General features: G+C 65.1%; 24 protein-coding genes. 15 read left to right on the top strand and 9 right to left on the bottom strand.

What is annotated here, in order from left to right; genetic code table 11:
• Positions 1-22 precede the first annotated feature (22 nt).
• The 5 genes from CH249_RS07825 (at position 23) to CH249_RS07805 (ending at position 3,866) form a co-directional block, all read left to right on the top strand.
• Complete coding sequence (locus CH249_RS07825; protein ID WP_179273174.1) at positions 23-1,171, top strand: DNA cytosine methyltransferase; 1,149 nt, start codon at positions 23-25, stop codon at positions 1,169-1,171.
• Entirely contained in the window at positions 1,168-1,584 is a 417-nt protein-coding gene (locus tag CH249_RS07820; protein ID WP_094632050.1) for a very short patch repair endonuclease, read from the top strand. Before CH249_RS07825 ends, CH249_RS07820 begins: the two co-directional genes overlap by 4 nt.
• Before the next feature lie 84 nt (positions 1,585-1,668).
• A complete protein-coding gene (locus tag CH249_RS07815) occupies positions 1,669-2,706 on the top strand; it encodes a hypothetical protein (protein WP_143544374.1) in 1,038 nt (345 codons plus the stop codon).
• A 36-nt stretch (positions 2,707-2,742) separates the two neighbouring features.
• On the top strand, positions 2,743-3,405 hold the full coding sequence (locus CH249_RS07810; protein ID WP_179273173.1) for a DUF998 domain-containing protein: 663 nt from the start codon (positions 2,743-2,745) through the stop codon (positions 3,403-3,405).
• The gene (locus tag CH249_RS07805; protein ID WP_094681691.1) at positions 3,381-3,866 is read left to right on the top strand and encodes a GAF domain-containing protein; all 486 of its coding nucleotides are present in this window, start codon (positions 3,381-3,383) and stop codon (positions 3,864-3,866) included. The genes CH249_RS07810 and CH249_RS07805 overlap by 25 nt, the downstream gene beginning before the upstream one ends.
• Here CH249_RS07805 and dhaL read toward each other — a convergent pair.
• Positions 3,850-5,502 carry a dihydroxyacetone kinase subunit DhaL gene (gene dhaL, locus CH249_RS07800; protein WP_094646575.1) on the bottom strand — a complete coding sequence of 551 codons (1,653 nt, stop codon included), beginning with the start codon at positions 5,500-5,502 and terminating at the stop codon, positions 3,850-3,852. The two genes, CH249_RS07805 and dhaL, sit on opposite strands and share 17 nt — an antisense overlap.
• Before the next feature lie 66 nt (positions 5,503-5,568).
• On the opposite strand from dhaL, the gene CH249_RS07795 reads away from it, so the two are divergent.
• Together CH249_RS07795 and CH249_RS07790 are read left to right on the top strand one after the other, a co-directional pair.
• Positions 5,569-6,120: a YceI family protein gene (locus CH249_RS07795; RefSeq protein ID WP_094632044.1), complete on the top strand. Its 552-nt coding sequence runs from the start codon at positions 5,569-5,571 to the stop codon at positions 6,118-6,120.
• Positions 6,121-6,158: 38 nt separating this feature from the next.
• A complete protein-coding gene (locus CH249_RS07790) occupies positions 6,159-6,890 on the top strand; it encodes an SIMPL domain-containing protein (RefSeq protein WP_256980427.1) in 732 nt (243 codons plus the stop codon).
• Here CH249_RS07790 and CH249_RS07785 read toward each other — a convergent pair.
• From CH249_RS07785 to CH249_RS07770, 4 genes are all read right to left on the bottom strand, one after another.
• Positions 6,887-7,996 carry a CaiB/BaiF CoA-transferase family protein gene (locus CH249_RS07785; RefSeq protein WP_094681690.1) on the bottom strand — a complete coding sequence of 370 codons (1,110 nt, stop codon included), beginning with the start codon at positions 7,994-7,996 and terminating at the stop codon, positions 6,887-6,889. The two genes, CH249_RS07790 and CH249_RS07785, sit on opposite strands and share 4 nt — an antisense overlap.
• A gap of 31 nt (positions 7,997-8,027) precedes the next feature.
• Positions 8,028-8,669, bottom strand: coding sequence for a TetR/AcrR family transcriptional regulator (locus CH249_RS07780; protein ID WP_032395380.1), 642 nt, complete (start codon positions 8,667-8,669; stop codon positions 8,028-8,030).
• 54 nt (positions 8,670-8,723) lie between these two features.
• Positions 8,724-10,145: a lipase family protein gene (locus CH249_RS07775; RefSeq protein WP_256988175.1), complete on the bottom strand. Its 1,422-nt coding sequence runs from the start codon at positions 10,143-10,145 to the stop codon at positions 8,724-8,726.
• 212 nt (positions 10,146-10,357) lie between these two features.
• On the bottom strand, positions 10,358-11,239 hold the full coding sequence (locus CH249_RS07770) for a dioxygenase (protein WP_094681688.1): 882 nt from the start codon (positions 11,237-11,239) through the stop codon (positions 10,358-10,360).
• 83 nt (positions 11,240-11,322) lie between these two features.
• On the opposite strand from CH249_RS07770, the gene CH249_RS07765 reads away from it, so the two are divergent.
• The gene (locus tag CH249_RS07765; protein WP_094646570.1) at positions 11,323-11,724 is read left to right on the top strand and encodes a hypothetical protein; all 402 of its coding nucleotides are present in this window, start codon (positions 11,323-11,325) and stop codon (positions 11,722-11,724) included.
• On the opposite strand, the gene CH249_RS07760 is transcribed toward CH249_RS07765, so the two are convergent.
• Positions 11,696-11,905, bottom strand: coding sequence for a hypothetical protein (locus CH249_RS07760; protein WP_094646569.1), 210 nt, complete (start codon positions 11,903-11,905; stop codon positions 11,696-11,698). The two genes, CH249_RS07765 and CH249_RS07760, sit on opposite strands and share 29 nt — an antisense overlap.
• Positions 11,906-11,954: 49 nt before the next feature.
• Here CH249_RS07760 and CH249_RS07755 point away from each other — a divergent pair, with 49 nt between their 5' ends.
• The 4 genes from CH249_RS07755 (at position 11,955) to fahA (ending at position 15,776) form a co-directional block, all read left to right on the top strand.
• A complete protein-coding gene (locus tag CH249_RS07755; protein WP_094646568.1) occupies positions 11,955-12,527 on the top strand; it encodes a MarR family winged helix-turn-helix transcriptional regulator in 573 nt (190 codons plus the stop codon).
• A gap of 72 nt (positions 12,528-12,599) precedes the next feature.
• A complete protein-coding gene (locus CH249_RS07750) occupies positions 12,600-13,793 on the top strand; it encodes a homogentisate 1,2-dioxygenase (protein ID WP_094681687.1) in 1,194 nt (397 codons plus the stop codon).
• Positions 13,790-14,578, top strand: a complete 789-nt coding sequence (locus CH249_RS07745) for a hypothetical protein (RefSeq protein WP_179273168.1) — start codon at positions 13,790-13,792, stop codon at positions 14,576-14,578. Before CH249_RS07750 ends, CH249_RS07745 begins: the two co-directional genes overlap by 4 nt.
• Positions 14,579-14,609: 31 nt before the next feature.
• Positions 14,610-15,776 carry a fumarylacetoacetase gene (gene fahA / locus CH249_RS07740; protein WP_094681686.1) on the top strand — a complete coding sequence of 389 codons (1,167 nt, stop codon included), beginning with the start codon at positions 14,610-14,612 and terminating at the stop codon, positions 15,774-15,776.
• An 8-nt stretch (positions 15,777-15,784) separates the two neighbouring features.
• Here the strand turns inward: fahA and CH249_RS07735 are convergent, their stop codons facing one another.
• A complete protein-coding gene (locus tag CH249_RS07735; RefSeq protein ID WP_256981125.1) occupies positions 15,785-16,444 on the bottom strand; it encodes an IclR family transcriptional regulator in 660 nt (219 codons plus the stop codon).
• A gap of 94 nt (positions 16,445-16,538) precedes the next feature.
• Positions 16,539-17,078: a gamma carbonic anhydrase family protein gene (locus CH249_RS07730; protein WP_256981124.1), complete on the bottom strand. Its 540-nt coding sequence runs from the start codon at positions 17,076-17,078 to the stop codon at positions 16,539-16,541.
• 174 nt (positions 17,079-17,252) lie between these two features.
• Between CH249_RS07730 and CH249_RS07725 the strand changes: the two genes are divergently transcribed.
• The 3 genes from CH249_RS07725 (at position 17,253) to CH249_RS07715 (ending at position 20,812) form a co-directional block, all read left to right on the top strand.
• Positions 17,253-18,476 (top strand): CaiB/BaiF CoA-transferase family protein, encoded by a 1,224-nt coding sequence (locus tag CH249_RS07725; protein ID WP_094681685.1) that lies wholly within the window; start codon positions 17,253-17,255, stop codon positions 18,474-18,476.
• A gap of 1 nt (position 18,477) precedes the next feature.
• The gene (locus tag CH249_RS07720; protein WP_094681684.1) at positions 18,478-19,359 is read left to right on the top strand and encodes a hydroxymethylglutaryl-CoA lyase; all 882 of its coding nucleotides are present in this window, start codon (positions 18,478-18,480) and stop codon (positions 19,357-19,359) included.
• Positions 19,360-19,432: 73 nt separating this feature from the next.
• Positions 19,433-20,812 carry an SLC13 family permease gene (locus tag CH249_RS07715; protein ID WP_094681683.1) on the top strand — a complete coding sequence of 460 codons (1,380 nt, stop codon included), beginning with the start codon at positions 19,433-19,435 and terminating at the stop codon, positions 20,810-20,812.
• Positions 20,813-20,845: 33 nt separating this feature from the next.
• On the opposite strand, the gene CH249_RS07710 is transcribed toward CH249_RS07715, so the two are convergent.
• The gene (locus tag CH249_RS07710) at positions 20,846-21,358 is read right to left on the bottom strand and encodes an Lrp/AsnC family transcriptional regulator (RefSeq protein ID WP_094681682.1); all 513 of its coding nucleotides are present in this window, start codon (positions 21,356-21,358) and stop codon (positions 20,846-20,848) included.
• Positions 21,359-21,423: the final 65 nt, after the last annotated feature.

The raw sequence follows: 21,423 nt of genomic DNA, 5'->3' as shown, positions 1-21,423 counted from the left end.
GGCATACGTGAGCGCACGGTCGATGGTCGGGTTGTTCGCGGGGATCGGCGGGCTCGAGCTGGGGTTGGCCGACGCAGGGTGGACGACGCAGTTGCTGTGCGAGATCGATCTCGGAGCCGGGGCCGTCCTGAAAGCGCGCATGCCCGAGGTACCCCTGCACACCGACGTCACCACTCTTCGAAGCCTGCCCGCCGACACCGAACTCGTCGCGGCCGGCTTCCCCTGTCAGGACCTCTCGCAGGCCGGCCGCACCGCAGGCATCACCGGTGCCAGATCGGGCCTGGTCGACGAGGTGTTTCGGCTGGTCTCGCGTCGACGCGGCCCGCGATGGCTGCTGATGGAGAACGTGCCGTTCATGCTCCAACTCGGCCGTGGGGCGGCCATGCGACACATCACCGACGCGCTGGAGGACCTCGGTTACATGTGGGCATACCGCGTCGTCGACGCCCGCGCGTTCGGGTTGCCGCAGCGTCGGCAGCGGGTGGTGATGCTGGCCTCGCGTACCGACGATCCACGCGAGGTGCTGTTCTCGCAGGATGCAGGACCGCTGCCCGACGGCGACCCGGCCACGCAGCCGTGCGGCTTCTACTGGACCGAGGGCATTCGCGGGCTGGGCTGGGCCGTCAATGCGGTCCCGACGCTCAAGGGCGGATCCTCGCTCGGCATAGCCAGTCCGCCGGCGGTTCGGTTGCCGTCCGGGGAGATCGTCACTCCCGGGATCATCGGTGCCGAACGTCTGCAGGGATTCGATCCGGAGTGGACGCTGCCCGCCGTCCAGCAGCCCGACGTCCGCAGCGGACATCGCTGGAAGCTCGTCGGCAACGCCGTCAGTGTGCGCATGGCGTCCTGGGCGGCGAGCGCACTCGACGATCCCCAGCCTTACGACGCCTCGAACGATACGGCTCTGCTGCCTGGTCAGGCCTGGCCGACCGCAGCCTGGGGACGCGACCGCACCAGCTACCGGGTCGCGGTGACGACCATGCCGGTGCACGAGCCGTACGAGGACCTGATCGATTTCCTGGACGACGCGAAGCTGCTCTCGGCGCGAGCGACCGCCGGGTTCCTCAAGCGAGCCAGAGCGGGCAATCTCCGTTTCGTCGACGGCTTTCTCGACGACCTCGACGCCCATCTCGAACGCATGGGCGGGTACGCCGAGAGGGTGTCGGCGTGAGCGGAGACCGGCCCGCCACCGACGCCAGGACCAGCGCGCGACTGAGCAAGCAGAAACGCCGCGACACCAAGCCCGAGGTGGCGCTACGGCAGGCACTGCACCGTCGAGGTCTGCGCTACTTCGTCGATCGAGCTCCGTTGAAGGGCATGAGGCGTCGAGCAGATCTGGTCTTCCCCAAACGCAAAGTCGCGGTCTACGTCGACGGTTGCTTCTGGCACAGCTGCCCGGTGCACGCGACCAAGCCCCGCAACAACGCGCAGTGGTGGGCCGACAAACTGGCGGCCAACGTCACGCGCGATCGCGACACCGACGACAAGCTCCTCGCGGAGGGCTGGCGCGTCGTACGAATCTGGGAACACGAGGACCCCGCCGAGGCCGCCGATCGAGTGGTCGACGAACTTTCCGGAGACTGAAACAACCTGTCCGGAGACTGAAACCATCTCCGGCCCCCGCGCGTCCAACCCCATGATCGGTTGATTCGAGTTCCGGGGGAAACGGTGCGTAGAAATTGGTGGCTTGCGGCAACAGCGCTGGCGATGGCCGTATCGACGAGCGGGTGCGCGGTGGTCTTGCTCGGCAGCGCCTCCCCCGTCAGCAGTGCGCCGCAGAACCGGTACGGATTCGTGCTGTCCGAGGCGGACCGGTACCTAGCGGACTCGGCGGCGTTCGTACGCAGTCTCGACCCCTGCGGTTTTCTCACCGAAAACGACCTCGCTGAGCTCGGCACGGTGGTGCAACTGCGCCCCGACGGCGAATTGAGCGCGTGCTCGGCCAGTCTGAACCCGGTGAACTCGAGCGCCACCGACTCCGTCTCGATCGATCTGAACGGATATCAGCCGCCGGACGACCCGGACACCGAGCGGATCACGATCGGCGGCGAACAGGTGTATCTCCACGACCTGTCGCAAGGGCAGTGCCGCGTCAGCTTTCCGCTGCGCGACGAGTTCGACGGGGCCGCCACCGGGGCCATGGACGGCTTCCTCACCGAATCCGGTCGTAGCTTTGCCACGATCGACGTCGATCGGGCCGTCGCCGACGCGTGTGCCGCGGCGACAACCTTCGCCGAGACCGCACTGAGCCTGTTGGACGATCCACCACTGCGGGCCGACTCGAAGTACAACCTTCCGCTGGCCACGAAGGACCCGTGCGCCGTCCTCGAACACCTGCCCGCAACCTGGACGGTGGCCCGCTGGAACCCCGCGTCCGATCCGTACCGTTGCCACTTCACGGCGTCGTCGTCGACGTTCGAGGACTCACTGGCAATGCTCGACGTCACGCTCACGTACGTCGACTCGGATCTGCGTTCGACCGACAGCGAGCCCGTCCAGCAGGGCGGCTACACCGTCGAGACACGCGCCTCGGATTCGTCGTGCTTCGCGGACATCGTGCTGGGCAACCCCGTGCTCGGCATGCCCGAGAAAGACGATGCTGCCGCGCGCTATGCCCGCACGGTTCCCACACTGTCCGTCCTGACCGACAGCTGCGAGTCCGCCGTCGCACTGGCGGTGGCAACCGCCGAGGTACTCACTGGCTAGCCTTGGTCGGTGCGTTCGAGAACCGAAGGCGTGGATATGCGCCGCGTCGTAGTGGCGATCTGCTTGATCCTCGCCGGCCTGCTGTACTCGGCCTGGGTGGCCGAATTCTTCCTCGACACCGGTCTCGACCCAACCACATCGTTCCTCAGCGAACTCGACGCCCGCGATCAGCCGTACCGCGAATTCTTCTCCACCGCAGACGTCGTCACGGGTTCGTTGATGATTCTCGCGGCGATTCTCGGCTTCCTGGCAACCCCGCGACGACGGCTCGTCGTCACCGGCTGGGTGGCGTCGGGCATCTTCGGCATTGCGACCATCGCCGACGCGAAACTCCCCCTCGAGTGTGTGGCGGCCGACGATCCGAGCTGTCCGATCGAGCCGAGCGGATTGTTCCCGCAACTCCATCACCTGCATGCGCTGACCAGCACCATCGCGGTGTTCGCGATCTTCACCGTCATGATCGCGTTCACGGTGGCCGCATTTCGCTACCGGCTCTACCCGCTGCTGCGCACGCTGGGCCTGGCCGTCCTGATCGTGACGTCATTGGCTACCGCGTGGCTGCTGATCGCCGACAATCTGCCCGGTGAGTACGGTCTCGGCATCGCGCAACGGATACAGGTAGGCGGCATGTCGGCGTATCTGGTGGTGCTGGGGTGTGCGCTTAAACTCGGCGCATGTCTTTCACCGCGACGGAACTGAACGGATCCAAGGTCGAGCAGTATCAGCAGCTCACCGAGCAGGCCCGTGGCCTGGTGTTCGAGGAATCGAACCTCGTCGCCAACGCCGCCAACCTGTCTGCGCTGGTGTATCACGCTCTGCCCGAGGTCAATTGGGTCGGCTTCTACCTGTTCGACGGCACCGAACTGGTGGTCGGGCCGTTTCAGGGTCAGCCCGCCTGCGTGCGCATCGCCCTGGACAAGGGTGTCTGCGGAGCAGCAGCGACCACCCGCGAGACGCAGCGCGTCGCCGACGTCCACGCTTTCCCCGGTCACATCGCGTGCGATGCCAATACACGCTCCGAGGTCGTCGTACCGCTGTACCAGGGCGAGACACTGATCGGTGTGTTCGATCTGGACAGCCCTGTTTCCGACCGCTTCGACGCCGACGATCAGGCCGGCCTCGAAGCGATCGCGGAGGTCTTTCTCAGTTCGCTGAGCTAGCAGCTGCCTCGAAGAACCAGGCCATGACCAGCGCACCGGGGTCGACGACGCCTCGCGCGGCCTCGCCGACGTAGCTGGCGCGGCCGCGGTTGGCGGTCATGTCCTCGGTCGATTCGGCTCCGGTTTTCGCGGCGTCCGCGGCCTGCTGCAGGGTGCCGCCGTCCTTCTCGAGTGCATCGACGGCAGGGGCGATGGCGTCGACCATCGTCTTGTCGCCTACCCGTGCGCCACCGAGTTCGGTGATGCTGTCCAGGCCTGCCCGGGCCGCGGCCGCGATGGCAGCAGTACCTGGCTCGGATTCGAGCATCGTCCGGTAGAACTGGCGGAACCAGATCCCGAACAGCGCGCCCGAGGTACCGCCCGCGTGGCCCAGGTAGGCCTCACTGACGGCCTCGAATACCGTTGCTGCCGAATAGGTGTCCTTGACGGCATCCAGATCGAGCTGTTCGAGGGCGGCCACCATGTTGGTTCCGAAGTCGCCGTCGCCTGCTTTGCGGTCCAGCTCGGTCAGGGCCGGTTCTTCGTCGAGTACCCGCTGCGCCCAAGTCCCGATCCACGTCGAGGCGAACGCCGAAACCTCTCCGGTGTCGGAGGGCTCGAACGAGGGTCCGAAGCCTCCACGTTCGCCCACCGACTTCACGCCGCGGCTGTGGGCGTTGGGCCAACCGGGTGCGTCGGTGGGGGCGTCCCAGAGCTCGAGCATCTCGTCGTCGGCGCGCACGAGGGTGATCGAGGCTCCACCCATGTCGAGCGCGGTGACGAAGCTGCCGACGAGCGAGCGGGAGATCTCGATCCCTTTGCCGTGCAGGTACTCCGAGAGTTCACCGAACAGCAGATGCAGCTCCAGCGGATGCGTTGCTCCGAGCCCGTTGACCACCGCGATCACCGATTCGCCCGAGTTCAACCCGAGCGAGTCCACGATGGGATCGGTCAGTTTCGCGACGATCTCCTGGGCGGGCAGGCGCGGCACCCGGTCGGTGCCGCGTTCTCCGTGGATGCCGATGCCGAGTTCGATTTCCTCCGACGGGAGGTCGAACGACGGTTCGTCCGCTCCCGGCAATGTGGGCGGATTCATCGCGACGGCCATGCTGCGTGCGTTCTCCGCGGTCCGACGCCCAAGCGCGACCACCGCCTGCAGGCTGTCTCCGCGTTCGGCCGCTGCGCCGCATACCTTTTCGACGACGATGGTCGCTGCGGTGCCGCGGCGGCCAGGGCCGTCCTCGCTCTCACTGGCCACGTCGTCGTCGACGAGAACGACGTCGGCAACAATGCCGTCCTCCTGCAACAACTCTCGGGCGATCTTGAAGTTCATCACGTCGCCGGTGTAGTTCTTCACGATGTGGACCACGCCGCCGCCCGAGTCCACGGCCTTGGATGCCTCGTGCACCTGGAGGGCGTTGGGTGAGGTGAACACCAGGCCCGGGCACGCGCCGGTGAGCATGCCGCGGCCGATGAAGCCTGCATGCAGCGGCTCATGGCCCGATCCCCCACCGGACAGCAGCGCGACCTGGCCGTCGGAGATGCGATAGCGACGCGTCAGGTAGCCGGGGTCGGCATGCCAGGCGACGTCGTCGGTGGCGGCGACGAAGCCGCGGAGGGCGTCGGCGACGAATGTTCGAGGGGAATTGGAGAACATACCTCCACCCTAACCACCTGCGCCTGAGTCCCGTCGTCGGTTCTGCGGGACGGATACAGTCGGGGGATGAGTACCGAGACCTGGACGCTCGACGCATCCGACGGCGGGCAGTTGGCTGTTCGCACGGATGTCACAGGAAGGGCATCCAAGATGGGGCATCGCCTCACGATCGCGATGACCTCCTGGGCTGCGACAGTCGAGTGGGCCGGGGACGCACCTACCGCTGTCACCTTGACCGCCGAGGTGAGTTCACTCGACGTGGTCCACGGCGAGGGTGGACTGACACCGTTGATCGGACCGGAGAAGATCGTCGCGAAAGCCAACGCGCTCAAGAGTTTCGACGCCGACCGATATCCGTCGATACGTTTCCACTCCACCGAGATCACGGCCGTCGACTCCGGATTCAGGCTGGCGGGCACGGCCGAGATCCACGGTGTGTCGAGGGAGATCACCGTGGATGTGGACGTCACGGACCTCGGCGATCGGTGGCGTGTCGGGTCCGAAACCACTGTGCGTCAGTCGGATTACAAGATCACTCCGTATTCGCAGATGTTCGGAGCCATGAAGGTGGTCGACGAGGTCACCGTGACGTTCGACGCCGAGTATCGCAAGCCCTGAGCCTTTCCAATTCACCTGCAATGGTGGACACTACGGCGGTGAGTCGAAACAGATGGTTGGCCGGATCCTGCGCATCGGCCCTGGTGCTGGCCGTAGCCCTGACTGCGGGCTGCAGCAGTCCAGCGACCACGTCCCCCGATGGACCTCCCGGTGTGAACGTCAACGGCGTCGGAGAAGTCCAGGGCGCACCGGATACGTTGACAACCCAGATCGGCGTCCAGGCCACGGCCGAGGACGTCACCGCCGCGATCGAACAGGCGAACGCTGCGGTGACCGAAGTGACGGACGCGGTCATCGCGGCCGGAGTCGCTCGCGAGGACATCCAGACTCAGCAGGTCTCGATCGATCCGCAGTATTCCGGTGCACTGCCGGGCGGTACCTCGGCCATCTCCGGATATCAGGCCACCAACACCTTGCAGGTGACGGTTCGCGACCTGTCGAAGGCGTCCGAAGTGTTGGGCGACGCCACATCGGCCGGTGGCAACGCGACCCGAATCTCCGGGGTCTCGTTCAAGATCGACGACGATTCCGAGTTGATCACCGATGCCCGGTCCAGGGCGTTCGCCGATGCCCGCGATCGCGCCGAGCAGTACGCGACGCTCGCAGGCGGCGAACTCGGAGACGTCCTGTCGATCACCGAGTCGATCACCGGCCAGGAGCAGCCGAGGACGTTCGGCGACTCCGCCAGTTCGTTCGACACGGCGGTGCCCATCGAACCTGGCCAGCAGACGGTCAGTGTGTCCGTGTCGGTGAAGTGGGCGTTGAACTAGAACTCGGCGGGCGGTGGCAGGCGATAGTTCACCGGTGTTGCCGAGAAGTCCAGTGGGTTGCGGACGCCGTCGGCCACTGAACCCGGAACCTGCACGCGCGGTTCGAGACCGAGTGATTCCGCGAACGCGAAGGCCTCCTCGAGAGAATTGACCGGTCCCGCGGGAACGTTGCGGGCCATCAGTTCTCGATACCACTCGTCCGCGGTGCGGGCGCTCAACGCCGAGGTCAGAACGTCGACCAGCTCGTCTCGATGTTTCACGCGAGCGGAATTGGACGAGAAGCACTCGTCCGCAGCCAGTGCGGGCGATCCGAGAACCTCGACCAGGGCAACGAATTGCCGGTCGTTGCCCACGGCAAGTGCGAGGGGTCGATCGGCGGTCTCGAACACCTCGTACGGCACGAGTGAGGGGTGCTTGTTGCCCATCGGCACGGGTACGACGCCGGCCCCGAGATAGGCCGACGACTGGTTGCTCAATGCGGACAGCACCGACGCCATCAGTGAGGTGTGTATCTGCTGGCCTGCACCTGTGTTCGATCGATGATGCAGCGCCGCAAGGATTCCGCTGAGCGCATGGAGTCCGGTGACGATGTCGACCATCGCCACACCCACTTTGGTCGGCGCCTCCGCGTCCGGGCCGGTGACGCTCATCAGCCCGCCGACCGCCTGAACCACGAGGTCGTAGCCCGGCAGCGCTGCTCCCCCGCCGGTGCCGAATCCAGTGATCGAGCAGTAGATCAAACCGGGATTGCGCTGCGAGAGCGTCGAATAGCCCAGTCCGAGTCGGTCCATCGCACCGGCGCGAAAGTTCTCGATCACGATGTCCGCGCCGGCGACGATCTCGCGTGCCTCGGCTACGCCGGTCTCGGACTGCAGGTCGATGAACCTCGACGTCTTGTTGCGGTTGACCGAGTTGAAATAGGTTGCCGTACCGGCAGAGTCGTACGGGGGACCCCATGATCGGGTGTCGTCTCCGATTCCGGGTCGCTCGATCTTGATCACCTCGGCACCCATGTCGCCGAGCATCATCGTCGCGTACGGTCCGGCGAGTACACGAGAGAAGTCCGCGACCACGAGTCCTGCGAGTGGTCCGGTGGCAGCTGTCATCGGTCCACTGTATTGCGCGGCACCCTGCAGTTCAGTTCAGGTCGGGAACGAAGGCTCCCAGCACGGCGACCATCGTCTCGACGATGAGCTCGATGGGTGGCCGGGGCGGGGCGGTACGGGACCAGTCGGAGACGATCTCGGTGAGCGCTCCGAGGAATGCTGTTGCAGCCAAACGGTATCCACCCGGTGGAACGAAGTCGGAACCGACTTCCGAGCGCAGGGTGTTCTCGAAGAATTCCACCCACTGTGCACGGCGGCGCGTCCGGTGCTGTTCGACGGCATCGCTGACACCCAGCATCTCCAGATACGAAATCCGCGCTCGCCGTGGGTCACCTCCGATCGATCCGACCAAGGCGGTCATCGCGGCGACGACCAGCGCGCGTCGGTCTCGGTCGACTTGCCCGTCGAGTGCGGCGACGACTGCAGCCAACGCGTCGTCTTGGATCAGGTCGTAGACATCCACGAGCAGCGCCTCACGGTTGGCGAACTCACTGTAGAACTGACTGCGCGCCAAACCGGCCGCGGTGCAGATATGGGCGACCGAAGTGGCTGCGTATCCGCGCACCCCGATGACCTCGATCCCGGCCTGCAGAAACCGTGCGCGTCGATCGGCTTTGCGCGCGGCGGACGATTGTCCGGCGTAGATGCGGCCCTGATCGTCGGCGACAGTCACCGGCGGAGTCTACCGCCGGTGACTGTCTAGCGGGCCTGACGCCGATCGGGCCCGTCACGCCCCGATCGGCTTGCCGAACAGTCCGGCGATCATCTCGCCGACGGCATCGACGAAGAGCGGGTGTGCACGTGTGTCGAGCGCCATCGAGCCGACATCGTTCGTTCGGCAACCCGGTTCCACAGGAACACCGGCAAACCGGTCGCGCATCCACAACACCGCGCTCGGAAAGGCAATCAGCTCCAGAGTGATGTGCTCGCTGAAATGGTCACGGGTGTAGGTGACATCGGCACCGGGACGGCTGCAGTACGAATCGACCATCGCGTTGACCGGCCCGATCGGCACCAGCCAATCCGGGTTCGAGTGGTAGACGTAGAGCGGCATGTTCGGGGTGGTGCCACCGAGTCGCATCGCGGACAGGGCCTTCTTCACCACGGGTTGTTGAATCGGGTCGCCGTCGGTATGCAGGAAACCCTTCAGGTTGACGAACGGGAGCAGCGCCGACGAGTAGCCGACACAGAGATTGTCCTTGGCCGCGAACAAAGTTCGGCCGAGCGGATCGATGTGCCGGTCGATGAAGTCGGCCAACTCGGGATCTTCGCGGCTGGCACCGATGATGCCGGCAGCGACGATGCCGGAGCCGAGGGCGTTGTTCGCGTTGTCGACCAGGGCCCCGAGTTCAGCCGGGGTTCCGCCCTCGGTGACGCCGACGATATCGAGCTCGGGCGCGTAGCTTCCGGCCAGCTCGGCTGCATGACCGGTGGCTATCGCGCCACCGGAGTAGCCGCTCATCCCCACCTTGGTGGCCTCCCCGGACAACTGCATCGGCGCGAAGTTCTCGGCCGCTCGGATGCCGTCGAGGGTGATCCGACCGGCGACCGGCCCCGCGGCGAACGAGTTGTTCGGACCTTGATGGTCGGGTACCGATACCGCCCAGCCCTGAGCCAACGCTGCCTGCACCTCGAGGAATTGGGCACCCGACGTCACTGCGCCCGTGACCGGCCAGGGAATTGCCCCCGCTCGCATCGCATACGAGGGCGCGCAGTAGGCGGCGAGAGAATCCTCGGCCAATTGGATGGATATCAGCGGGCGCGGTGCCGCGGGCACGCCACGGGGCTTGATGACCGTGGTGACCGCAGCTATCGGCTCGTCGCGTCCGTTGTTGGACCGAAACGACAGCTGCCAGGCGTCCACCTGTGCGGGGATGACATTGAGAGTGGCCAGCTCGACGGGCCGAGCGGCGATGATTTGACCTGGTTCGGCCGCGGCCACGACGTCGGCGGGAGGACGGTAGAAGCCGGTGTCGAACTCCGGGATTGTCGGCCACGTGAACGGTGCCAGAGGCGGCTGAACCACCACCTCGGGCGGATCGCTGACGTCGGGTGCAGCGGCAGCGGGACTGGTCGTCGCCGCAATGGCGGCTACGACCGTCACCAGGCCGATTGCGACCCGAAGCGTCCAAGATCGAGCAGAAGACACGGCTGTACTCCTTCGCGCCGGAGGACGGGCTCCGTAGGACGCGCGCCCGGCGTCAGTTCGTACAGCGCATCCGACCATCTTGGACACCGATGTCCGAGATGGTGCTGAGAACTGTAGAGCGAAGTGGTGTGGATAACAATCCCCGGTTCGAAAAGAATTCAGAAGTGAACCGATTCCATCTCCAGCCGGCCATGCCTGCCCCTCCTACGACATCACGCGACCGCGAAGGATCTCTTCGCCAAACCGAATTGAAAGCCGGTGATGGCGGTGGTCACCGGAGTTTCCGGGTTCTCGGCGGCACCCAGAGTGACGAACAGTGGCGTGAAATGTTCGACGGTGGGGTGGGCGTACGGCATCCCCGGCGCAGCACTACGGAAGTCCGCCAGAGTCGCGACGTCACCACGCGACAACGCGTCGGCCGCCCAGAGATCGAAGTCCTCCGACCAGGTCGGCACAGTGTTGGTGGCGAAATTCTCCCGGGACAGGAACGGCAGACCGTGCGTCATGAACCCGGAACCGATCACCAAAACTCCCTCGGCGCGAAGTTCCTTCAACGCGGCGCCGATCGCCATCAGCCGATCGGGAGCGTGCGTCGGCAGGCTCAACTGCAGAACGGGAACATCGGCGTAGGGGTACATGACCTTCAGCGGAACCCAGGCACCGTGGTCGAGGCCGCGGGAGTTGTGCTGATGCAGGTTCTCCGACGCCGGAATGGCCGCGGCAACGCGTGCGGCCAGCTCCTCGGCGTCGGGCGTCCGATATTCCATCGAGTAGTAGCGCTGAGCGAATCCACCGAAGTCGTAGACCAATGGGGTTGCGGCACCCGAGGCGGACAGACTCAGCGGTGCCTCTTCCCAGTGCGCGCTGACGATGAGGATCGCTTTCGGCTTGGGCATCGACTGCGACCAGGTGAACAGCTGGTCCATCCACAGGGCGTCGTCGAAGACCGGTGGTGCGCCGTGGCTGATGTAGAGGGCGGGCATCGGCCCGTCGCTCGGGGTCCACAGTTTCTGCGAACGGCTCGCGGGCGCGGCATCGGCGAGAAACGCGTCGAACGCTGCGCCCGCGACCGGCGGGTTGATCACAGGTGGCATGGCAGGTCCTTCGAAGTGATTAAGTTGAACCTTCAAGTTAGCATCGATCGTGCATTCTGGCCAGCATCGCTACGCTCGGCCCTATGCCGGACGCCGTCTACCGCGCACCGATGCCCGGGGGTGTCGAACGTGCCCTCACCTTCGGACTCTGCGGGATGGCGGCCGACGACGAACGATCACTACGACGGGTAGAGCGCTTCGAGCAGGTCGCGGACGGCTCCTGGGTCTGGACGCGTACCGAGCGCGGCGAGTACTTCCTCGGCCGAATATCCGGTCCGCTTCGCCAGGACCACAGCGCCGATGCGGTGGCGTCGAACATGACTTTCGTACGTGACTGCGAGTGGACCGACGAGCCCGTTCCCGAACATCGGGTACCGGCCGCGACGCTGCACACCTTCGCCCGCGGCGGGCGGAACTTTCAGCAGACGCACGACCCTCAGGTCGCCGCGGAGTCGGCTAACGTGTGGCGAGCTCGAGGTCGCTGACCTGGGGATCGACCTGCACGACGGCGTAGCCCTGAATCTCGAACTTGTTCTCACCCTCGGGCGGCCCGAGCACGGCGCGGACGATCAGCGTTGCAGCGGCAGCGACGAGTGCGATCACGACGACCACCGCGGCCACGATCAGCAGGGTCCGGGGGCCGCCGAACAGGTTCTTCGAGCTCATGCGTCCATCATGACTCCTGCGGGACGAGGCACGTATCGCGCCCAGCGAAATGATAAAGGTGTTGATCAGATGGTTTCGTGGTTACAGTGAATCCGTGACCGACTCACCCGAGCCCGATTTCTGGTCGTTCATCGAGACCGCCAACAGCACGTTGGCCCGGAAGTACGGCTTCGAGCATCAGCTGGCCACAGAGGTTCTACTGACGCTCAACCGGGCGTCGAACATCGTCACGTACGACCTGGAGTCGACGGTTCATCGCCCGCGAGGCTGGTCATGGTCGTCGTTCCGGCTGATGTTCGTCACGTGGCTGGCGGGTCCGATCGAGCCGAAGCGGGCCGCCGAATTGACCGGCATGAGTCGCGCGACCGTATCGAACCTGTCAAAATCCCTGATCGCGGGCGGTTTGCTCGTCAGCACCCCCGACGAGTCCGACGGGCGTTCGGTTCGCCTGGCCCTCACCGAGCGTGGTCACGCAGAGATGATCGAGACGTTCGCCGAGCAGAACGAGCGGGAGAACGCGTGGGCCAGCGCGCTCACCGAGCCCGAGCAGCGGATTCTGGTGATGTTGTTGACCAAGCTGATCACCAATCGAAGCCAGTTCGACGTCCGCGGACGGAACTGACGGTTGCGTAGATCACGTCGAAATAGTTAATGTATTTACTACATCCGGTGAACTCGACCCAGGAGCGACGACGTGGCCTATTACCGCCAGCTCGGATCGGTGCCGCCGAAGCGGCACACCCAGCATCGAACTCCAGAGGGCAACCTCTACTTCGAGGAACTGATGGGCGAAGAGGGCTTCTCCTCGGACTCGTCTCTCCTCTATCACCGCCACATTCCCTCGGCCATTGTCGATGCCACGGTCTGGGAGCTTCCCGATCAATCGACGACGCCGAACCATCCGCTGAAGCCGCGACACCTGACGTTGCACGAGCTGTTCCCGGACTCCGTCGTCGCCGACACCGACGTCGTCACCGGCCGGCGACTCGTCCTCGGCAACGCCGACGTCAGACTGTCCTACGTCGTCGCATCGAAAACCTCACCGCTGTATCGCAATTCGATCGGCGACGAGATGGTCTACATCGAATCCGGCTCTGCCACAGTGGAAACGGTATTCGGCGCGCTGCAGGCGCAGCAGGGCGACTACGTGCTCATTCCGCGCGCGACGACGCACCGCTGGATTCCTCACGGTCCACTTCGCGCGTACGCCATCGAAGCCAACAGTCACATCGCGCCACCGAAGCGGTTCCTGTCGAAGTACGGCCAGTTGCTCGAGAACGCTCCCTACTGTGAACGCGATCTGCACGGCCCCAGCGAGCCTCTGCTCGGCGAGGGAACCGACGTGGAAGTGCTTGTCAAACACCGCGGTTCGACGGGGATCGTCGGGACCCGATACGTCTACCCGCAGCATCCGTTCGACGTGGTGGGGTGGGACGGCTGCCTGTACCCGTACACGTTCAACATCTCCGACTACGAACCGATCACCGGCCGCGTGCATCAACCACCGCCCGCGCACCAAGCGTTCGAGGGTTCCAATTTTGTGATCTGCAACTTCGTTCCACGCAAGGTCGACTACCACCCGCTGGCAATTCCGGTGCCGTACTACCACTCCAACGTCGACTCGGACGAGATCATGTTCTATGTCGGCGGCGACTACGAGGCCCGCAAAGGTTCCGGAATCGGCCAGGGTTCGATCTCGGTGCATCCAGGCGGTCACGCTCACGGGCCGCAACCCGGTGCCTACGAACGCAGTATCGGTGCCGAGTTCTTCGACGAACTGGCCGTCATGGTCGATACGTTCCGCCCGCTCGAACTGGGCGAAGGTGCGCTGGCGTGCGAGGACACCGGGTATGCGTGGACCTGGGCAGGCCGGGGACCGAACCGATGATTCCAAAGTTCTTTCATCGCCTGTGCGACGATGCCGCTGTTTTCCCTCCCGGCAATGCGCCGCTCGATGTTGCTGCGGCACAACATCTCAAGTACCGGGGCAGTTCTTTCGCAGACCTCGTCGGCCCGTTGGTCGTTCCGATGGACCGGGTGAACGAGCTCGTCCTCGGTGCTCGGATGGAGGTGGCGTTGACCGCACCTGCCGGACCAGGCAGTGTCGAGGCCGGCCTACGCGCCGCCGACCGCACGGCCGGGGTGACCGTCGTGGCCATCGAAGTGGCAGTCCCCGACGGCACCGACATCGATGCCCTGCGCACCATCACTCAGGACATCGACATCTACGTCGAGATTCCCCGGGATGCCCGACGAGACGCCATCTTCGATGCAGTCGACGAGTTCGGGTATCGCGCCAAATTCAGAACCGGCGGAGTCACGGCCGACCTGTACCCGGACGAGCAGGAGCTCGCCGCGTCCCTCTACGAGGCCGCGCAGCGTGAGGTCCACTTCAAAGCCACCGCGGGCTTGCACCATGCGGCTCGTAACACCGATCCCGACAACGGGTTCGAGCAACACGGCTTCCTCAACGTGATCCTCGCGGCGCAGGCCGCCCACAGCGGCGCGCGAGTCGGCGAGCTCGAGAAGATACTGGCGATCCGCGATGCAGACGTCCTCGCCGGGCTCGTCGCCGGGATCGAGGGCCAACGCGCTTTCGCCTCCTTCGGTACCTGCAGCGTCCGCGAACCCCTCGACGATCTCGTCGCCCTCGGCCTCGTGCCACCCCTGTGAGCCCCACCCCCGTACATCAGGAGCGCCGTCCATGACGCACATCGACATCCCCGCCGATTCCGAGTTCGGAATCGACAACCTCCCCTATGGCATCTTCAGCACTCCCGGTACCGACGCACGCGTAGGAGTTCGGTACGGCGACAACGTGATCGATCTTTCCGTAGCTGTGGACGATCCCGATTTCGCCTCGCCCAGCCTCAATGCGTTCATGTCCCGTGGACGCACCCGCTGGGTGGAGGTGCGCACGTCCGTCACCGACATGCTCATCAGTGGCACCACCCCCACGGACGCAATCGTATCCGTTTCCGATGTCACGATGCACCTGCCGTTCGCGGTGGCCGACTACGTGGACTTCTACGCCTCCGAGCACCACGCGTCCAACCTCGGTCGACTCTTTCGCCCCGATGCCGAACCGCTGCTACCGAATTGGAAGCACCTGCCCGTTGCGTATCACGGCCGGGCCGGCACGGTGTTCGTCTCCGGTACCGACGTCAGGAGGCCGTGCGGTCAGCGCAAGGCACCCGACGAGGCGTCGCCCACGTTCGGTCCGAGTCGGCGACTGGATATCGAGGCCGAGATGGGCTTCGTCGTCGGTGTTCCGTCCAACGGGCCCATACCGCCGGATCGGTTCTCCGAGCACGTGTTCGGTGCCGTCGTCGTCAACGACTGGTCGGCTCGCGACATCCAGGCCTGGGAGTACGTGCCGCTGGGGCCGAATCTCGGCAAGAGTTTTGCGACGTCCATCTCACCGTGGGTGGTTCCCCTGCTCGCGCTCGAACACGCGCGAACCTCGACGCCGGTTCAGGATCCGGAGCCGCTCGAGTACCTCCGCGAATCTCGTTCGTGGGCTTTGGACATCGATCTGACGGTCTCGTGGAACGGCCATGCCGTTTCCCACCCGCCCTACAGTGCGATGTACTGGTCGCCGGCGCAGATGCTGGCGCACGAGACCGTCAACGGCGCAACCAGCCGAACCGGTGACCTGTTCGCCTCGGGCACCATCTCGGGACCCGAGAAGGATCAGCGCGGTGCCTTCATCGAACTCACCTGGGGTGGTAAGGAACCGGTGTCACTCGGCGCGGAGACCCGCACCTTCCTCGAGGACGGCGACGAGGTCGTCATTGCCGCGAGCGCTCCTGGGCCGAACGGTTCGCGCATCGGCTTCGGTGACGTCCGGGGCCGGATCACGCCGGCCTGAACGACTGGCTACCACTCGGATCGCACGACCAGAGATTTCTCGATCTCCAGCGCTGCGTCGCGCACGGCCTGCCCCCACAGCAGGCCGGCCGACGTCGCCACCCTCTCGATCGGACCCGCGACACAGACGGCGGCGACGATGCGCTCGTCTCGGCGGACCGGTGCACTCACCGAGGTCAGGCCCGGGGTTCGCTCCGACGCCGATTCCCACCACCCGCGGGCCCGACGCTCGGCGTCGGCGTCGAGGTCGCCTGCCAACACGTGACCGGCCGACCCCGCTCCGAGCGGAAGTAGCGCCCCCGCGGGCAAGGACGCCCGGAGTTCGTGCTCCGAATCCTCCGACACCAGACACAACCGATGCGATCCCCGCAGTACCCACAGCTGCGCGGATTCGCCGGTCTCCTGCCGCAGACGCCTGAGAATCGGCACGGCGAGTCCGCCGAGAGTGGACGTACCGAAGCGATCACCGGGATGAACAAGACCGTCGTTGTCCCGGCGCAGCATCGAGTACCGCACCATCTCGCCGACCAGCCGATAGACCGTCGATGCAGACAGACCCAGCATCTTGGCGAGGTCGCCGGTGGTCCGCGGACACGCCTCGACGGCGTTGAGAATCACTGCGGCCCGAGCCAGAACCCCGGTGGTGGTGTCGGCGCTACCGTCCGTCACTGCTGTCGACCTCCGTTTTCGATTCCGGCACTGCACCGGCGACCTGACCGACACTGACTACGCAGCATAGGTGTCGGACCGATCCGCGACGCCGTCAGCAGCGCCGAGCACCACGGTGGACTCCGGCCAAGGTGCGGTAGGTGAGCGCGTTGGCCGTGCAGTGCTCGACCTCCTCGTCGGTCAATTCCCGCCGAACCTTGGCGGGGACACCCGCCACCAACGATCTGGGCGGAATACGAGCGCCTTCGGTCACCAGCGCGCCCGCCGCAACGAGGCAGCTCTCTCCCACCACTGCGCCGTTCATGATGACGGCAGCCATGCCGACCAGTGTTCCGTCGCCGACGGTGCAACCATGCAGGACGGCATTGTGTCCCACACTCACGTTCGCACCGATCGCGAGCGGATAGCCCGGATCCACATGTGCGACAACGCCATCCTGAATATTGGACCCACTGCCGACCGTGATCTCCTCGGAGTCGGCGCGGAGAACGGCCCGATACCAGACACTGCTGCCCGGCCCCAGATTCACTCGTCCGACGAGCGTCGCAGTGGGGGCGACCCATGCGGACGCTTCGACGTTCGGAGATCCGCATTCGAGCGCGAGCAGCATCGACCCTGAGCTCGTATCGGTCATGAGTTCCTGTTCCCTTCCATCGGTACAGCTATTTCTGGAATCCACGTCACAGTGCTTGTCATCAGTGATCCAGCGCACTATGGTCATTCCTACCAGAAGATAATGTGTTTATCAAATAATGATAATTGACATCTTCACTCGGACCTACTACCCAACTGCAGGGAGTGACCACCGGTGTCCACCACTACCGAGAACGGCCCATTGCACGGAATCCGTGTGATCGAGCTGGGCAACTTCATCGCCGCACCGTTCGCCAGTCGTCTTTTCGCCGACTTCGGTGCCGAAGTCATCAAGATCGAACGCCCCGGCGTCGGTGACGAACTCCGCGGCTGGCGTCGAAGCCGCGGAGACACCTCCATGATGTTTCGGACCATTGCCCGCAACAAGCATTCTGTGACCCTCGACCTTCGAACCGACGACGGCCGCGATCTGGCGCTGCGCCTGGTCGAAACCGCCGATGTCGTCGTCGAGAACTTTCGACCCGGCACACTCGAGCGGTGGGGTCTCGGGCCCGATCGTCTGCAGGCAGTCAATCCCGACGTCGTCCTGGTGCGGATCTCGGGCTACGGTCAAACCGGCCCCCATCGCGATCGCGCGGGATTCGGAGGTGTCGCAGAGGCTTTCGGCGGACTTCGCCACGTCACCGGGCACGCAGATCGCGACCCGGTGCGCCCGGCCGCACCCATCGGAGACGTCCTGGCCGGACTCCACGGAGCTGTCGGCGCTCTGGTGATGCTGCTCGCTCGAGAACGCAGCGGAGATCATTCTCGGCCCAAGGTCGCCGACGTCGCACTCTACGAAGCAGTGTTCATGGCCATGGAATCACTGGTCCCGGACTTCGACGCATACGGCACCGTCCGCCAGCGCACAGCGGGCAATCTTCCCGGCGTGGTCCCCAGCGGGATCTATCCATCCCAGGACGGCAGCGTCATGATCGCCGGTAACTCGAGCAGCGTGTTCGGCCGGCTCATGACCGCGGTCGGCCGAGCAGACCTTGCCGCGGACCCCGACTTGGCCGACGGCGACAGGCGATCTCAGCGCGAGGCCGAGCTCGACGAGGCGATCTCGTCGTGGACATCGGCGCGCCCCACCTCCGTGGTCGTCGACGAGCTCGGTGGTGCAGGCGTTCCCGTCGGAGAGGTATTCGACGCAGGCCAGATCGCCGAGGACGAGCACTTCGTCGCCCGCGGCATGGTGCAGCCTCTGAAAGTCTCGGTGGAACAGGGCAGCACCGAGGAAGTGCGCTTTCCCGGAGTGGTTCCGCGCTTCGGCGACACCGCCACCGCCGTCAAGTGGGCGGGCCCGGATCTGGGCGAGCACACCGACGATGTTCTCGGCCGCACACTCGGTCTCACCGAGGAGCAGCTCGACGATCTCCGCGCCAGGAAGGTGATCTGAAATGCCGCGCGTCAACATCACCGACGTCTATCTCCGCGATGGTCTGCAGGACGAGAAGTGCATCGTCCCCACCGCGGACAAGCTGGCGGTGCTCGATGCAACCCTTGCGTCGGGCATCACCTCGCTCGAGATCGCGTCGTTCGTCTCTGCCACCCGGGTGCCGCAGATGGCCGACGCCGAGGAAGTCGTGAGACTCGCACCCCGCCGAGACAGAAGTCGTTACAGTGCACTGACTTTGAACAGTCGCGGTGTCCACCGGGCAGCCGAGACGGACATCGACGTGATCCAGATCGTGACGTCCGCCAGCGAGAGCCACAGCCGCGCCAACGCTGGACGCTCGCCCGACGACGCCTTGCGCGATCTGAGTTCCACTGTCGCACTGCATCCGGACCGCACATTCATCGGCGGGGTCAGTACCGCATTCGTGTGCCCGTTCGACGGCGTCATCACGCCCGAGCGGCTCGTCGAAGTATGTGAACGCATGGCCGACATCGGTGTATCGAGCCTCGGTCTGGCCGACACGCTGGGGATCGCCACCACCGACCAGGTACTGACCGGTGTCGACGCCGTACGAACAGCGTTGCCCGAGTTGACAATCAGCCTGCATCTGCACAACGCTCACGATCAGGCCCTCGACACAGCGGTACGTGCAGTACTCGACCTCGAGATCGAATACTTCGACAGCGCACTCGCCGGGTACGGCGGTTGTCCCTTCGCCCCGGGCGCGCACGGAAACCTGGCCACCGAACAGCTCGTGGATACGTTCCATCGCGCCGGAATCGACACCGGTATCGACACTGACGCTCTCACCGTCGCTGCCGATCTCGCTCGTGCAGTGGTCGATCGCGCCCTACCTCTCCCCACCCCCGCCTCCGCACTGTGATCAGGCGGGCTCCGGCCCGCGCATCGCCGCTTCCTCCGCGGCACAACCTCATCCTCCGTCCGAAAGGCCAGCCATGGTCTACGCAATCTCGATCGTCGCCCTCATCGCCATCTTCACGGTCGCGACGATCACTCCCATCAACATGGGTCTACTCGCCTTCGCCGGCGCTTTCCTCATCGGTGGCGCGATATCCGGCATCCCCATCGACGACATCATCGACGCATTCCCCGGTAGTACGTTCATCATCGTCGGCGGCATCACCTTGCTGTTCGCCATCGCCAAAGCCAACGGAACCATCGACGTCGTCATCGATCGTTCCCTCCGACTGGTGGGCGGGCGACGCTGGGCCATTCTGTGGATGATGTTCCTGCTGTCCGGGCTGCTGATGGCCCTCGGCTCCGTTCTCGCCGTCGGGATGCTGGCACCGATCGCGATGCCACTGGCCAAGCGCAACAACATCAATCCCTTCCTCATGGGCATGGTCGTGAGCCACGGCGCTCTTGCGTGCTGCTTCTCCCCGATCAACCTGTACGGCGCTTTCGTCAACGGCCTGATGGATTCCACCGGGGTCGGCTCACATCCGCTGGCCCTGTTCCTCATCCCGTTCGTGCTCAACACCTTCATCGCTCTCGTGCTCTTCCTCGTTCTCGGCCGCGACCTGATCACAGATCGAACGCGTGCGTTCGACGTTCAGGACCTGCGCGACCAGGCGGGCGGACTGCCGACGCCGTCCGGACCGCGTCCGGGCCACACCGGGTTGCCCGAGGGCAGCGGTGGCGGCACCGCAGTGCAAGTCGAGGCCGATCCCATCGAAGCTGCCTCGGTCACAACGGTTCCCGATCAGCCCGTTCCTCTGAATCGAGTGCGTATCCTCACGCTCCTCGGCATCGCCGCCCTGGTCCTGCTGTCGGTCACCTTGGGTGTCGACATCGGCGTCAGCGCGATCTGCGTGTCGGTGGTGCTGCTGCTGTTGGCACCCAAGACCCACCCCAAGGTGGTCGACAACATCGCCTGGCCCGCCGTGGTCCTGGTCTGCGGCGTCCAGACCTACATGACGGTCATGACCCAGAACGGCACACTGGGATTCCTCGGCGACGCCGCGTCGGCCCTCGGCTCACCACTGCTGACGGCACTGATCCTCTGCTACGCGGTGGCCATCATCTCGGCATTCGGATCGTCGATCGGCACCATCGGTATCGCCCTACCCCTCGCTGCACCGATGCTCGCCGCCGGTGAGCTGGGTGCCATCGGATTCGTTGCTGCCATTGCTTTCTCGGCGACGGTGGTCGACGTCAGCCCGTTCTCCACCAACGGTGTCATGGTCCTGGCCGAAGCACGAGTGGACGACAAGGCCCGATTCCAGCGAAAGATGCTGGGGTACTGCGGACTCGTCGTTCTGCTCGCCCCGCCGACGGTCTGGCTTCTGGCAGTGGTTGCACCATCGGTCACCTGACTCGGCGAACCGACACGCCCCTGCTCACCGCCCTCATTCCCGCGAGGGTCGGTAGGCAGGGGCTTTCGGCGTTCGATCGGTCTCCGCGGTGTTCAGCAGCGGCATCGTTCGGAACTCGACCAGTTCCGAAAGCACCACAACACTCGTCGACCGGGCGATCGTACGAGACTGGTTGAGTACGATCAGAGTTCGTTGCAGATCGTCGTGTGAGGCAGCCGCGACTCGGCACAGCACATCACCGGCACCCGTGGTGGCAAAGGCTTCCAGGACGCCGGGGATCTGCTCGAGAGTAGCGACGACGTCGCCGAGCGCACCTTGTGCAATCTCCAACGTGACGAATGCCTGGACCCCGTAACCTGCTGCAGCCAAACCGATTCGAGGTCGATAGCCGGTGATGACGCCGCTGTCCTCCAGCCGTTGCAGCCTCGCTGTCACCGTCGCCCGTGCCACCCCGAGGTTCCGTGACAGCTCGAGCACCCCGATTCTCGAATTGTCCTGCAGCGCAGCGAGTATCGCGCGGTCCAGCTTGTCGAGCGTCGGTTCCATCGTGCACCTCGGTGGTCATCGTATTTTCTAGACATATCGTATAGCAGAACGAGGGATTGTCTGCG

This window comes from Rhodococcus sp. 05-2255-3B1, from assembly GCF_002258545.1.
Taxonomy (GTDB): Bacteria; Actinomycetota; Actinomycetes; order Mycobacteriales; family Mycobacteriaceae; genus Rhodococcoides.
The sequence above is the reverse complement of the archived record's forward strand: the minus strand, read 5'-3'. Positions and strand labels throughout refer to the sequence as shown.

Bases quoted from the DNA above. Each gene is read 5' to 3' on its own strand.
- CH249_RS07770 (WP_094681688.1), bottom strand. From the start codon at position 11,239: ATGCCACCTGTGATCAACCCGCCGGTCGCGGGCGCAGCGTTCGACGCG.
- CH249_RS07720 (WP_094681684.1), top strand. From the start codon at position 18,478: ATGCCGCGCGTCAACATCACCGACGTCTATCTCCGCGATGGTCTGCAG.
- CH249_RS07715 (WP_094681683.1), top strand. From the start codon at position 19,433: ATGGTCTACGCAATCTCGATCGTCGCCCTCATCGCCATCTTCACGGTC.
- fahA (WP_094681686.1), top strand. From the start codon at position 14,610: ATGACGCACATCGACATCCCCGCCGATTCCGAGTTCGGAATCGACAAC.
- CH249_RS07825 (WP_179273174.1), top strand. From the start codon at position 23: ATGGTCGGGTTGTTCGCGGGGATCGGCGGGCTCGAGCTGGGGTTGGCC.
- CH249_RS07710 (WP_094681682.1), bottom strand. From the start codon at position 21,358: ATGGAACCGACGCTCGACAAGCTGGACCGCGCGATACTCGCTGCGCTG.
- CH249_RS07755 (WP_094646568.1), top strand. From the start codon at position 11,955: ATGATAAAGGTGTTGATCAGATGGTTTCGTGGTTACAGTGAATCCGTG.
- dhaL (WP_094646575.1), bottom strand. From the start codon at position 5,502: ATGTTCTCCAATTCCCCTCGAACATTCGTCGCCGACGCCCTCCGCGGC.
- CH249_RS07795 (WP_094632044.1), top strand. From the start codon at position 5,569: ATGAGTACCGAGACCTGGACGCTCGACGCATCCGACGGCGGGCAGTTG.
- CH249_RS07730 (WP_256981124.1), bottom strand. From the start codon at position 17,078: ATGACCGATACGAGCTCAGGGTCGATGCTGCTCGCGCTCGAATGCGGA.
- CH249_RS07760 (WP_094646569.1), bottom strand. From the start codon at position 11,905: ATGAGCTCGAAGAACCTGTTCGGCGGCCCCCGGACCCTGCTGATCGTG.
- CH249_RS07805 (WP_094681691.1), top strand. From the start codon at position 3,381: ATGTCTTTCACCGCGACGGAACTGAACGGATCCAAGGTCGAGCAGTAT.
- CH249_RS07765 (WP_094646570.1), top strand. From the start codon at position 11,323: ATGCCGGACGCCGTCTACCGCGCACCGATGCCCGGGGGTGTCGAACGT.
- CH249_RS07745 (WP_179273168.1), top strand. From the start codon at position 13,790: ATGATTCCAAAGTTCTTTCATCGCCTGTGCGACGATGCCGCTGTTTTC.
- CH249_RS07785 (WP_094681690.1), bottom strand. From the start codon at position 7,996: ATGACAGCTGCCACCGGACCACTCGCAGGACTCGTGGTCGCGGACTTC.
- CH249_RS07810 (WP_179273173.1), top strand. From the start codon at position 2,743: ATGCGCCGCGTCGTAGTGGCGATCTGCTTGATCCTCGCCGGCCTGCTG.